This window comes from Streptodolium elevatio, assembly GCF_053592165.1.
Genome location: NZ_JBSFVE010000001.1, coordinates 291423 through 304181, shown reverse-complemented (window position 1 = coordinate 304181; position 12759 = coordinate 291423). Strand labels below are relative to the sequence as shown.

At 73.6% G+C, this 12759-nt stretch carries 13 protein-coding genes; 7 read left to right on the top strand and 6 right to left on the bottom strand.

The features are described 5' to 3' along the window. Window positions 1-277: 277 nt before the first annotated feature. Together ACWD12_RS01335 and ACWD12_RS01330 are read right to left on the bottom strand one after the other, a co-directional pair. On the bottom strand, window positions 278-1255 hold the full coding sequence (locus tag ACWD12_RS01335) for a ribokinase (protein WP_450097839.1): 978 nt from the start codon (window positions 1253-1255) through the stop codon (window positions 278-280). Next, a complete protein-coding gene (locus ACWD12_RS01330; RefSeq protein ID WP_358363237.1) occupies window positions 1245-1646 on the bottom strand; it encodes an NUDIX hydrolase in 402 nt (133 codons plus the stop codon). Before ACWD12_RS01330 ends, ACWD12_RS01335 begins: the two co-directional genes overlap by 11 nt. A 244-nt stretch (window positions 1647-1890) precedes the next feature. Between ACWD12_RS01330 and ACWD12_RS01325 the strand changes: the two genes are divergently transcribed. From ACWD12_RS01325 to ACWD12_RS01310, 4 genes are all read left to right on the top strand, one after another. Then, complete coding sequence (locus ACWD12_RS01325; RefSeq protein ID WP_358363239.1) at window positions 1891-2529, top strand: DUF6758 family protein; 639 nt, start codon at window positions 1891-1893, stop codon at window positions 2527-2529. A 73-nt stretch (window positions 2530-2602) separates the two neighbouring features. Next, window positions 2603-3451: a PHP domain-containing protein gene (locus ACWD12_RS01320; RefSeq protein WP_450097838.1), complete on the top strand. Its 849-nt coding sequence runs from the start codon at window positions 2603-2605 to the stop codon at window positions 3449-3451. 189 nt (window positions 3452-3640) lie between these two features. Further along, the gene (locus tag ACWD12_RS01315; protein WP_450097837.1) at window positions 3641-4726 is read left to right on the top strand and encodes an S-(hydroxymethyl)mycothiol dehydrogenase; all 1086 of its coding nucleotides are present in this window, start codon (window positions 3641-3643) and stop codon (window positions 4724-4726) included. Further along, entirely contained in the window at window positions 4723-5343 is a 621-nt protein-coding gene (locus ACWD12_RS01310) for an MBL fold metallo-hydrolase (RefSeq protein ID WP_450097836.1), read from the top strand. Before ACWD12_RS01315 ends, ACWD12_RS01310 begins: the two co-directional genes overlap by 4 nt. Before the next feature lie 150 nt (window positions 5344-5493). On the opposite strand, the gene ACWD12_RS01305 is transcribed toward ACWD12_RS01310, so the two are convergent. Further along, window positions 5494-5691, bottom strand: coding sequence for a hypothetical protein (locus tag ACWD12_RS01305; protein ID WP_450097835.1), 198 nt, complete (start codon window positions 5689-5691; stop codon window positions 5494-5496). Between the two features lie 358 nt (window positions 5692-6049). Here ACWD12_RS01305 and ACWD12_RS01300 point away from each other — a divergent pair, with 358 nt between their 5' ends. Beyond that, window positions 6050-7183, top strand: a complete 1134-nt coding sequence (locus ACWD12_RS01300) for an NYN domain-containing protein (RefSeq protein WP_450097834.1) — start codon at window positions 6050-6052, stop codon at window positions 7181-7183. Window positions 7184-7235: 52 nt separating this feature from the next. Here ACWD12_RS01300 and ACWD12_RS01295 read toward each other — a convergent pair whose 3' ends face one another. Together ACWD12_RS01295 and ACWD12_RS01290 are read right to left on the bottom strand one after the other, a co-directional pair. Next, window positions 7236-7619, bottom strand: coding sequence for a DoxX family protein (locus tag ACWD12_RS01295; RefSeq protein ID WP_450097833.1), 384 nt, complete (start codon window positions 7617-7619; stop codon window positions 7236-7238). 120 nt (window positions 7620-7739) lie between these two features. Next, window positions 7740-8618 (bottom strand): alpha/beta fold hydrolase, encoded by an 879-nt coding sequence (locus ACWD12_RS01290; RefSeq protein WP_450097832.1) that lies wholly within the window; start codon window positions 8616-8618, stop codon window positions 7740-7742. A gap of 153 nt (window positions 8619-8771) precedes the next feature. On the opposite strand from ACWD12_RS01290, the gene ACWD12_RS01285 reads away from it, so the two are divergent. Beyond that, a complete protein-coding gene (locus ACWD12_RS01285; RefSeq protein ID WP_450097831.1) occupies window positions 8772-9713 on the top strand; it encodes a nitroreductase/quinone reductase family protein in 942 nt (313 codons plus the stop codon). A gap of 135 nt (window positions 9714-9848) precedes the next feature. Here the strand turns inward: ACWD12_RS01285 and ACWD12_RS01280 are convergent, their stop codons facing one another. Continuing rightward, window positions 9849-11504 (bottom strand): DEAD/DEAH box helicase, encoded by a 1656-nt coding sequence (locus ACWD12_RS01280; RefSeq protein ID WP_450097830.1) that lies wholly within the window; start codon window positions 11502-11504, stop codon window positions 9849-9851. Window positions 11505-11852: 348 nt separating this feature from the next. Between ACWD12_RS01280 and ACWD12_RS01275 the strand changes: the two genes are divergently transcribed. Further along, entirely contained in the window at window positions 11853-12593 is a 741-nt protein-coding gene (locus tag ACWD12_RS01275) for a ferritin-like fold-containing protein (protein ID WP_358364830.1), read from the top strand. Window positions 12594-12759: the final 166 nt, after the last annotated feature.

Below are 12759 nucleotides of genomic sequence, written 5' to 3'. Positions count from 1 at the left end.
CTGCGCCGCGAGCGCCCAGGGAACCCGGCACTCGCAAACGCCTGAAGCACGGCAGGGGCCCGGGACTCCGAGGCCGTCGACCGCACCCGCGGCGGCAGCCCGAAGTCCCGGGCCCTCGCCGTCGCTTCTCGGCCGTGCGACGCTCCGCCCTTCGAAGATCGACTCGGGAGGGGGGAACGCGTGACGACGCGGGCACCGGCGCAGTGCGGCGATCTGGACCGTCTGTCGCGCGGCGGTGGTCGTCGTGCCGTGCGCGGGGGCGGGTGCCTTGCCGGGACTACGCGGGCGGCGGCAGGTCGGCGGGAGTGGGGTAGGACGGCTGGGCGCCTTCCGCGGTGACGGCGGCGGCGCCGACGCGGACCGCGTATCCGACGGCGTCGGCGAGCGGGTCGCCGAGTGCTAGCCGCCATGCGAGCGCACCCGTGAAGGCGTCGCCCGCGCCCGTCGTGTCGACCGGGTGCACCGGCGGTGCCGGGACGTGTACCAGGTCGCCGCCGTTCTCGGCGCAGACCGCGCCTGCCGCGCCCAACGTCACGACGACGGATCGTGGCTCGGCGCCGGAGGCTCGCAGGGCGAGCACGGCTCGGCGTGCGCGTTCGAGAGGTCCGTCAGAGGCGTCCCCGCGCGGGTCCGGCTCCAGCCCTGCGCTGTCCGCGCCGCGTACCGCGTCCGCCGCCTCGTGCTCGTTGACCACAAACGGATCGCACATGCCGAGCGCGTGCGGCGGCATGGCCCACGGCCCGGGCGACGGGTTCAGCACGACCCGCGTCCCCGAGGCCGCGCAACGCCGCATGACCTCCGCGACCGTCTCGTGCGGGATCTCCAGTTGCAGCGACACGACGCGTGCCCGGCGCAGGGCCGGTTCGAGGGCGTCGACGTGTGCGGGCGTGAAGCGTCCGTTGGCGCCGGGGGAGACGGTGATGGCGTTCTCGCCGTCGTCGTCGACCGTGATCAGGGCGACGCCGGTCGTGCCGTCGTCCGTCGCGACCAGCGAGGTGTCGACGCCGTCGCGGCGCAGCGCGCCGAGCAGCAGCGGGCCGTACGCGTCCGTGCCCACCCGTCCCGCGAACGCCACGTCCGCCCCGAGCCGGGCGGCCGCCACCGCCTGGTTCGCACCCTTGCCGCCCGGATGCACCGCGAGGTCGCCGCCGAGGACGGTCTCCCCGGGCCGCGGGTGCCGCGGCACCCGTACGACGAGATCGGCGTTGACCGAGCCGACGACCAGCAGCGGAGCCGCCACGGCGTCAGCCGACACCGGGGACGTTCCACTCCAGCAGCGCGTCGAGCAGACCCTCGGTGAGTTCGAGGCGGCGCAGTTCCTCGGTCGGGATCCAGCGCGCCGCCTCGGCGTCGTCCCCCGGGCGCAGCGTGCCGCCGTGCACGATGCAGGCGTAGTCGCGGATCTCGTACGTCCCGCCGTCGGACGCCGGGCGCGTCACGCTGCCCACCAGCGGCCCCACGGTCACGTCGAGTCCCGTCTCCTCCAGCAGTTCGCGGGTGAGGGCCTGGCCGTCGCTCTCGCCCGGCTCGACCCGCCCGCCCGGCAGCGACCACAGGCCCTTGCCCGGGGGCGTACCGCGGCGGATGAGGAGGATGCGCCCTTCACCGTCCAGGACGATCGCACCGACACAGGGAGTTGCCCGCATGTCCGCGAGCGTATCCGCCGTTCGGGCGGATCGGAGCCTCCCTTCCTCCGCGTGTCGACAACTCGCGCGGCGGTACGGGCGTTCGCCCGGTCGGCCCCTGCCCGTCACCCCGGCGGCCGCTCCGCAGGTCCCGCGCCGGTCGGCGCCAGGCCGGCCGCCGGTCGGCCGCGCCGCGAGGCCGACTTCGGCGCCAATGGGGTGATCGTCCTTGACGCGGCGCTCTCGGCAGGGGACCGTCGTGCGTATGAAGGGCGAGCCGAGCTGCCCACGCTGCGGAGGCCGGGTCCGAGCCCCGGGGCTGTTCTCCGAGACCTGGCAATGCGACCTGCACGGATCAGTGCCGCCGCTGCAGCCGGTCGTCCCGCCGAGCGTCGACGCCCTCGACGTCGTCGTACGCCGCTCCCGCGTCCCCGTCTGGCTGCCCTGGCCGCTCCCGGTCGGCTGGCTGTTCACCGGAGTCGCGCACGCCGGCGACGACCGGTCCGGTCCGCGCGGCGTCGCCGTGGCCTGCACCGGTCCGGCGCCGCTGGGCGGCCCCGGCGAATTGGTGCTGGTGGCCGAGGAACTCGGCGTCGGCCTGGGCGCCCGCTTCGCGGGGCTCCCGGGGCCGGACCCGGGCAGCGACCTGCTCGGCACCCGGGTCGCTCCCGCGAAGGTCATGGCCGCGGGCCGGCCGACCGCGCTGTGGTGCGTGCCGGGCACACCCGGCGACCGGGCGGTGTACGCGGGCGAGGCCATGGGCCTGTGGCTGTGGGCGATCCTGTGGCCCGGCAAGGCCGGGCATCTCGTGTACGACGACGTGGTCCTCACCGACCTGCGCGACGCGGGCGCCGAACTGGGCCTGCTGCCTTGCGGCGCGTTGTCGCCGCAACTGCTCACCTGACGCTGCCGAACTTGCCTCCGGACGGCGTGGCTAGGGTTGATCGTCCCGGCCCCACCGAACCAGCGAGGTCCGCGTGCGCATCGACCTGCACACCCACAGCTCCGCCTCCGACGGCACGGACACCCCGGCGGCGCTCGTGCGTGCCGCACACGAGGTGGGGCTCGACGTCGTCGCGCTGACCGACCACGACACCACCGGCGGCTGGGCCGAGGCGGAGGCGGCGCTGCCCGACGGGCTCCGGCTCGTGCGCGGTGCGGAGATCAGCTGCATCGACGGGGACGGCATCAGCCTGCACATGCTGGGCTATCTGTTCGACCCCGACGAGCCGGAGTTCGCGCGGGCGCGCGAGTTGGTGCGTACCGACCGGGTACGCCGCGCGCGGGCCATGGTCGAGCGCTGCGTCGAACTGGGCGCGCCCATCACGTGGGAGCGCGTCGTCGAGATCGCCGGCGACGGCGCGGTGGGCCGTCCGCACGTCGCCACGGCGCTGGTCGAGGCCGGGGTGGTGGCCGACGTGTCGGGCGCCTTCACGCCGGAGTGGCTGAAGGACGGCGGCCGGGCGTTCGTCGACAAGTACGAGATCTCCGTCGCCGACGCGGTCCGCATGATCCGGGGCGCGGGTGGCGTCGCGGTGTTCGCCCACCCCGGCGCCACCAAGCGCGGCCGCACGGTCTCCGACGCGACCATCGAGTCCCTCGCCGAGGCGGGTCTTGCCGGGGTCGAGGTCGACCACATCGACCACGACGACGCCATGCGCGCCCACCTGCGCGACCTCGCGCGCGGCCTCGGCCTGGTCACGACAGGTTCCAGCGACTACCACGGCACCCGCAAGACCGTGGGCCTCGGCCGCTACACCACCGACCCCGACACGTTCGCCGCGATCGCCGACCGGGCGACCGGCGTACCGGTGCTCGGCGCCTGACGCCACCGAAGCCCCGAACGGGTGGTGCTTCCCGAGGCACGTTCCGAGGTACGTCCCGACGTGCTTGCCGACGTACGCCGCGAGCCGCCTGCGCGGCACGCGTGTTCGCGCATCGCGACCATCTGACCTGCCCGTCCCCGCAGCGTTACAGTGCGGAAAGTATCCGCATTTCTCGGAGGGGAGCGGCACATGAGTCGGCTGGTTCGCGGGGTCGTCGCGCGCGGCAAGGGCGCGCCGGTGAGCGTCGAGACGATCGTCGTACCCGATCCGGGGCCGGGCGAGGCACGGGTGAAGGTGCAGGCGTGCGGCGTCTGCCACACCGACCTGCACTACCGCGAGGGCGGCATCAACGACGACTTCCCGTTCCTGCTCGGCCACGAGGCCGCGGGTGTCGTGGAGTCGGTCGGCGAGGGCGTGTCCGGGCTCGCCCCGGGCGACTACGTGGTGCTTGCCTGGCGCGCGCCGTGCGGCGAGTGCCGTTCGTGTCTGCGCGGGCGTCCCTGGTACTGCTTCGACTCGCGCAACGCCAGGCAGCCGATGACGCTCGAGGACGGTACGCCGCTGAGCCCCGCCCTCGGCATCGGCGCGTTCGCCGAGATGACGCTCGTCGCGGCCGGCCAGTGCGTCAAGGTCGACCCCGCCGCCCGCCCCGAGGCCGCCGGCCTGATCGGCTGCGGCGTCATGGCCGGCTTCGGCGCCGCCGCCAACACCGGCAACGTGCAGCGCGGCGACTCGGTCGCGGTGATCGGCTGCGGCGGGGTCGGCAACGCCGCGATCGCCGCCGCGCACCTCGCCGGCGCGCGCAAGGTGATCGCGGTCGACATCGACGAGCGCAAATTGGAGTGGGCGAAGGGCTTCGGGGCGACCGACACGGTCAACGCGCGCGAGACCGACCCGGTCGAGGCGATCAAGGCGTTGACCGAGGGCAACGGCGCGGACCTGGTCGTCGAGGCGGTCGGCCGCCCGGAGACGTACGAACAGGCTTTCTACGCCCGTGACTTGGCGGGAACCGTCGTGCTGGTCGGGGTGCCGACGCCGGAACTGAAGATCGAACTGCCGATGATCGAGGTGTTCGGCCGCGGCGGCGCGCTCAAGTCGTCGTGGTACGGCGACTGCCTGCCCACTCGGGACTTCCCGATGCTGATCGACCTGTACCTGCGCGGGCGCCTGCCGCTGGACGGCTTCGTCTCGGAGACGATCAAGCTCGACGACGTCGAGGCGGCGTTCACCAAAATGCACCACGGCGACGTGCTGCGCTCGGTGGTCGTCCTGTGATCGAGCACCTCACCACGTCGGGAGTCTTCTCGCTCGACGGCCAGGACTTCGACGTCGACAACAACGTCTGGCTCGTGGGAGGCGCGGACGAGGTCATCGTCGTCGACGCGGCGCACGACGCCGACGCCATCGCCGCGGCGGTCGGCGACCGCCGCCTCGCCGCGATCGTGTGCACGCACGGCCACAACGACCACATCAACGCGGCCGCCGCACTCGCGGAGCGGTTCGGCGCGCCGGTCCACCTGCACCCGCGGGACCGCATGCTCTGGGACGCCGTCTACCCCGACCGGGCTCCCGACCGCGACCTCGCGGACGGCCAGGTGGTCAAGGTCGCCGGGACCGAGCTGCGCGTCGTGCACACGCCGGGACACGCGCCCGGCGCGGTGTGCCTGTACGCGCCGGAGCTCGACACGCTGTTCTCCGGGGACACGCTCTTCCGCGGCGGACCCGGGGCGACCGGGCGCTCCTTCTCGTCGTTCCCGGTCATCCTCGACTCCATCCGGGACCGGCTGCTGACGCTGCCCGCGGGCACCCGCGTCCTGACCGGGCACGGCGACGAGACCACGATCGGCGCCGAGGCCGCGGACTACGACGCGTGGGTGGCACGCGGGCACTGAGCCCGTGCGCCCGGCCGCACCCGTACGCCCGACTGCACCCGTACGTCCGGCCGCACCCCCACGTCAGGCCGCGGAACGTCGCCCCGCGGGGATGCGAAACGCCGAGGCGCCCCACCCGGAATCCGGGTGGGGCGCCTCGGCGCATAGGGATCAAACGGCCTGCGACGGCCGGGGAGCCGCGGCGTCGGCCAGGGAAACCGGCCTGATGTAGAGGCTCTCGCCGCGGGCGGCGGCGCGCTTCACGGCCTCGTTGACCGCTTCGACGTCCACAGTCGCCGGTTTGGCGTGTACGTCGGTGGTCTTCTTGCTGTCGTCGGTGCGGGTGAGGTTCGTGATTCGGTAGCGCATACGCGCCTCCTCTTCTTCCTCGTCTGCGGGACGCGTCGGGGCCGCCCGCGAGGGGCGGCCACCGAACACGACATAGCGTATAAATCACCCGGCAAAAGTGCGCGGCGAACAGCGCGATTGCTCCGCGGAAGCCCTTGGGCGGCCGGGAATCGCGCCTCGCAGCACGGCGGGTGACTGGAACAACACCGGTCACAGCCGAGTCATTCCCGTGACCGAATGGTTTTCGGAACGCGACCATCGGACCGGTCGGCCACCCGGCCGAGTGGCGCGTACCCGGTAACCCCGCCAGGAAGGCGGGGACGTAGGACAATACGAATCAATGGACCCAATGCAGCAGGCCCCCAGGGCGGAGCGTTCCGTGGCGGATGAGGCGCACGAGACGCACGCGGCTACGCCCGGGCCGGAACCGAGACCTTCGTCAGAACCGGCGTACGGTCGGCCCGCCGATCCCGCAGCCGATCCCGCCCCCGCCCACGCTTCCGGCTCCGACGCCGGGACGCATTCCGCCGCAGCTTCCGGGGCGGACCCCGACGCCCCGGCGCCCGCCGAGGCGACCGGCGGCGCCGGCGGCGCCCAGGACGCCGGGGAGGCGCCCGCGGCGGTCCCCGTGCGTCTGGTCTCCGCGCCCCCGCACGCCGGCACGCACGCGCTCTTCGTCGACGTCGGCTACGTCTACGCCGCGATCGGCCTGCTCGTCGCCGGGACCGCGGAGCGCCGCGCGTTCCGCGTCGACGCCGAGTTCCTGATCAGCTCGCTGATCGACGAGGCGCGGGCGGTCTTCCCCGAGGGGCGGCTGCTGCGCGTCTACTGGTACGACGGCGCCCGCAACCGCGTCCCCACCTTCGAGCAGAAGCAGGTCGCCGAACTCCCGGACGTGAAGGTCAGGCTCGGCAACCTCAACGCCCACAACCAGCAGAAGGGCGTCGACTCGCTGATCCGCAGCGACCTGGAATCGCTGGCCCGCAACCGCGCCATCGAGGACGCGGTGGTGGTGAGCGGCGACGAGGACCTGGTCCTGGCCGTCGAGGCGGCGCAGTCGTACGGCGTGCGCGTGCACTTGTGGGGCATCGAGCCGGCGTACGGCATGAACCAGGCCGAGCCGCTGGTGTGGGAGGCCGACGTGACGCGCACCCTGCACCACGACTTCTGCGCGCCGTGCATCTTCCAGCAGCCGCCCGTCACGGCGACTCCGGCCGCGAATCCGGCGCCGCAGCGCACGACCGGCGGGACGCCGCCCACCTTCGACCAGGTCTGGCGCCTCGGCGGAAAGATCGCCGAACGCTGGCTCGGCGCGCGCGGCCGCGAGGACATGGCGGGCCTGATGCCCGGACCACGTCTCCCGGAGAACGTCGACAAGGCACTGCTCGTGGACGCGGAAGGCGAGCTGCAGTTCTCGCTGCGCCCGCACGAGGACCTGCGGCGGGCGCTGCGCAACGGCTTCTGGGACCGGCTGAACCAGGAGTTCGGCGTGACACCGCACGGCGAGGGCTGAGGCGGCGTCCGCAAGTCCGCACCACCGGGCGCCGCCGTCCGCCGGCTGCCGGTCACCCGAAGGATTCGGGGCCGAAGCGTCCCCAGACCACGAACGCGGCCAACGCGAGGTACACCAGGTCCACCGCCATCAGCGCGAACTCGCGGCGCCGGACGCGGGTCAGCGTCGCACCGGCCATGATCAGGACCACGCCGAGGGCCGCGAACGGCACCAGGACCGGGGCGATGTCGAGCGCGGCCGGCAGGACGAGGCCTATGGCGGCCAGGACTTCCAGGGCCCCGATGGTCTTCACGGTGGTGCCGCCGAAGTCGTCGACCCATTTGGAGGAGGCCCCGAAAGCGGCGATCTTCTCCTTCGGCATGACCACCTTGAGGCTTCCTCCGGCGGCGTAGGCGGCGGCCAGCAGCCCGGCAACGACCCACAAAGCGATGTTCATGGCTCTTACTCCTCGTCGCGGTGATCGGGTGTCACCCCACGAGACGAGGCAGCCGGACCGGCTGTGACATCGCCGATGCCCGCCCCCGCGTGCGGGACGCGGCGGCGCGTCCCGCACAGGTCAGTGCATCGCGTCCCAGAAGTCGGCGAGGCCCTTCGCGGTCGCCTCTGGTTGCTCGGCGTTGGGGGAGTGGTCGGCGCCGTCGACGACGAGATGGCGTACGCCGAGGCGGCGCGCGGTCTCCGCCTGCCACGTCACCGGCCACGCGTAGTCCCGCGCACCCGAGAGCACGAGCACCCGCAGCCCGGCGGCGACGCGGGCGGCCAGCTCGTCCGTCAGGTCGGGTTCGGTACGCAACTGCCGTGCGGTCGCCGCGATCCCGGCCGGCGAGTTGGCCAGCCAGCGCTGGTGCAGGTACGCCGCGACGGCCGGGTCCCGGTGCGGGCGGAGCCCCTGATCCGCATCCAACTGCCGCATGGCGTCCCAGACTTGCTGGAGCGATGCGACGGCCAACGCGTCCTCCAGCATCAGCAGCCGGGCCGTCTCGGTGTCGCGGACCGCCGCGGGGCCGGTGCTCATCAGGGTCAGGGACGCCAGTCGCGCCGGAGCGTCGAGTGCGGCCGAGCGGGCGACGAGGCCGCCGAACGAGTGCCCGACCAGGTGGACCGGTTCGCGCGGCGCGATGGTGTCGAGTACGGCCCAGAGGTCGGCGACGAGTTCGGGGCGGGCGTACGCGTCGGGGGCGGCGTCCGGACCCGGCGTCTCGTACTGCCCGCGCTGGTCCAGGGCGAACACCCGGTAGCCGCGGCGCGCGAGCGGGTCGAGGACGCCTATGAAGTCCTCCTTGCCCCCGGTGAACCCGGGCACCAGCAGTCCGGTGCCGACGACCGCCTGCCCGTCGGGCGGGTCCGCCGCCAGGTACGCGAACTCACCCCGCGCGGTCGTGGCGCGGTGCGCCCGCACGGTCGCGGGCAGGTCGAGGAAGGGCGGAGTGCTCACCTACCCGAGGGTAGGCCAGGCCGCCCCGGGGGTGACGGGCCGAACGTCCTCGGTGTGGCACGTGCTGAACGGCGATTACTTATGCGCATAATATTTATTTGCATAAGTAATCTGGTCGAGCTGTCGAGTCCGACCCGAGCGCGGGGAGAACCCATGGACCACGCCTACGCCGATGCCCTCAACCAGGCCATTCGCCTGCTGAGCCTGCGCCACCGCGCCAGGGCCGCGGAGCTGCTCGCGCCGCTCGGCCTGCATCCCGGGCAGGAAGTGCTGCTGCTTGCGCTGGCCCGGTCCGGGCCGATGATCCAAGGGCGGCTCGGCGAGGCGCTCGGCATCGAGCCGCCCAGCGTCACGCTCATGACCCGCAAGCTGGCGACCGCCGGGCACGTCCGCCGCACGCCCGACCCCTCCGACCGGCGCGCCAGCATCGTCGAACTCACCGACAGGGGAAAGGCGTTGGCCGCCCAGGTCGACGAGTTGTGGTTCGCCCTCGCGGAGGAGACCGCGGCCGGCGTACCCGCCGAGACGGCGGAGTGGCTGCCCGACCTCCTCAGGGCCCTGGCCGACAACGTGGACACCAAGCAGGCGCGGCGCGCACGCAACGCCGGCGACGCCCGCGACGGGCGCGGCGACGAGGACTACGAACCGAGCGCGCTCGGCTGGGTCCGCACGCACGTCGAGCAGGTCATGAGCACAGGCACGACCGACGGCGTCAGCATCAAGGGCAAGCCCACGGTCCTCATGACCTACCGAGGAGCCAAGACCGGCAAGCTCCGCAAGACCCCGGTGATGCGCGTCGAGCACGAGGGCCGGTACGCCGCCGTCGCCTCCAACGGCGGCACCGCGACCAACCCGCAGTGGTACGCCACCCTCGCCGCCGGGGCGGTCGTCGGGATTCAGGACGGCCGAGTGACGCGGGAGTACCGGGCGCGCGAGCTGTCCGGCGACGAGAAGGCGCTGTGGTGGGACCGGGCGGTCGCCGCGTACCCCGACTACGCCGAGTACCAGCGCACCACCGACCGCCGGATCCCGGTCTTCGTCCTCGAACCGGTCGGCGGAGGCGACGGCGGGGGAGCCGGAGCCGTCTCCGGCTGAGGCGCCCGACCGACGTCTCCGGCTGACGCTCCCCACAGACGGTCCCGCACGCACCGCGGGCGCGGCCGGGACCTCTCGGTCCCGAACCGCGCCCGGCGGGTGGTTCGTTCTGCGTTGCCTTTGCGGCGGTGTGGGTCAGTCCGTCGACTCGGCGGCCGATCCGGCCGACGACTCGGGGCGGCGACGGCGGCGGCGACGGCGCGGGGCCTTCTCGCCCTCGGCCTCCCCTTCGCCCTGCGCCGCGGCCTCGCCGACGACGGCCTCGGGAGCCTCGGCCACCACCGCGACCGCGTCCGCCGACACCGCGCTCTTGGCGCGCGTACGTGAACGGGTCCGCTTCGGCGCGGCAGCCTCGGTGGTCGCGCCGGCCTTCGCCTCGGCCTCGGCCACCACGGTCTCGGCGGCCTCGACCACGGCAGTCGCGGCCGCGTCGTCACCGTTCAGGCGGCGACGTCGACGGCTGCCCGGTGCGCGGCGGCGGCTCGGCTCGGCGGACGCCTCGTCCGTCGACGCCTCGGGGCGCGCGTCACCGCGCCCGCCGCGCCCGCCGGAGCGCGACGCGCCGCCGGAGCGGCCGCCTCGTCCGCGACCCGCGCTCTTGCCGGTCTCGCCGAGGTCCTCGACCTCTTCGGCGCCCAGACCCGCACGGGTCCGGTCGGCGCGCGGCAGCACACCGGTCGCCGACTCGGCGATCGCCAGGTCCGCGTACAGGTGCGCGGACGTCGAGTAGGTCTCGGGCGGCTCCGGGAAGGACAGGTCCAGGGCCTTGTTGATGAGACCCCAGCGCGGCATGTCCTCCCAGTCGACGAGCGTCACCGCGACGCCCGCCGCACCCGCGCGGCCGGTGCGGCCGATGCGGTGCAGGTACGTCTTCTCGTCCTCGGGGCACTGGTAGTTGACGACGTGCGTGACGCCGTCCACGTCGATGCCGCGGGCCGCGACGTCCGTGGCGACCAGGACGTCGACCTTGCCGTTGCGGAACGCCCGCAGCGCCTGCTCGCGCGCGCCCTGGCCGAGGTCGCCGTGCACCGCCGCCGCGGCGAAGCCGCGCTCGGACAGGCCCTCGGCGAGATCCGCGCAGGTGCGCTTGGTGCGGCAGAAGACCATGACGAGGCCGCGGTCCTGGGCCTGCAGAATGCGCGACAGCATCTCCGGCTTGTCCATCGCGTGCGCGCGGTAGACGTGCTGCACGACGGAGGCGACGGTGGCGCCCTGGTCGTCCGGCGCGGAGGCGCGGATGTGGGTCGGACGGCTCATGTAGCGCCGCGCGAGGGTGATGATCTGCCCCGGCATGGTGGCCGAGAACAGCATGGTCTGGCGGCGCGCGGGCAGCCGGTCGACGATCTTCTCGACGTCGGGCAGGAAGCCCAGGTCGAGCATCTCGTCGGCCTCGTCGAGGACCAGCATGCGGACCTGCGACAGGTCCAGATGGCCCTGTCCGGCCAGGTCGAGCAGGCGGCCGGGGGTACCGACGACGACCTCGACGCCCTTGCGGAGCGCCTCGACCTGCGGCTCGTAGGCACGGCCGCCGTAGACGGCCAGGACGCGCACGGCGCGCAGCTTGCCGGCGCCGAGCAGGTCGTTGGTCACCTGCACGCACAGCTCGCGCGTGGGGACGACGACGAGCGCCTGCGGGCTCTTGCCCGGTACGGCGGTCGCGCGGCCGGCATCGACGTCGGTCGGGGTCACGACGCGCTGAAGCAGGGGGATGCCGAAACCGAGGGTCTTGCCCGTGCCGGTCTTGGCCTGTCCGATGACATCGCTGCCCGCGAGGGCGACCGGAAGCGTCATCTCCTGGACGGGGAACGCCTCGGTGATGCCGAGGCTCTCAAGGGCCTCGGCGGTTTCGGAAAGTACGCCGAGTTCTCTGAATGTGGTCAGGGGTCCAGCCTCTTCTGTGTATTTGGGCTGCTGTATCTCTCTCCGAGGCGGGTCAGGACCGCGTTGCCGTAAACAAGCCATCCGAGCGGGACCTTGATGTCCGTTTGGGCCTGTGGCACGACACGGGACCTCGGCCTCGGGCAGCAGCCCGAGCGGGGCGGTCGGAGCCGATCGTCCTCCGACCGGGCATCCGCGTTCTGTACCACTGTACCCGCCGGTGTACTCCACGTGGGGTGATGCTGGTTACGCTGCGGTCTCATGACCGAAGGAACGCAGCCCGGAAACGCGGACCCCGCCGCCGACACGGCGGTCGGCCACGACGCCGCGCACGCCGGGCCCCCGGAGGCGGCCCGGGCGGCCGTCGTGGAGCTGCTGGGCGTGCTGGCGTACGGCGAGATCACCGCCTTCGAGCGGCTCGCCGAGGACGCCAAGATGGCCCCGACCCTCGACGACAAGGCCGCCCTCGCGGCCATGGCGGTCGCCGAATTCCACCACTTCGAGCGCCTGCGCGCGCACATTGCGTCACTTGGCGTCGACCCGGCGGACGCGATGGAGCCCTTCGTCACGCCGCTCGACGAGTTCCACCGCCACACCGCGCCGGCCGACTGGCTGGAAGGGCTGGTCAAGGCGTACGTCGGCGACGGCATCGCGGCCGACTTCTACCGCGAGGTCGCCGCCCACCTCGACCCGGACAGCCGCGCGCTGGTCGAGGAGGTGCTGCGCGACACCGGCCACTCGGCATTCGTCGTCGACGCGGTCCGCTCCGCGATCGAGCGCGACCCGCGCGTGGCGGGCCGCCTCGCGCTGTGGGGCCGCCGCCTCATGGGCGAGGCGCTCAGCCAGGCGCAGCGCGTCGCCGCCGAACGGGACGCGCTCTCCGCCCTCCTCGTCGGCGGCCTGGCCGTCCCCGGCTTCGACCTCGCCGAGATGGGTCGCATGTTCACCCGCATCACCGAGGCCCACACCGCCCGCATGGCCACCCTGGGCCTGGCCTCCTGACGGGCGGATCGGCACGGACCGCAAAACGCGAGGGGCGGGGGGCCCCGCGGGGGGGGGGGGCCCCCCCGGGGGGGGGGGGGGGTGCGGGCCCCCCCCGCAGGGAAGAGGGGGGGGGGGGGGGAGGAGGGGGGGGTGGTGGTGGTGTTGTAGGGGGTGGGGGGGGGAA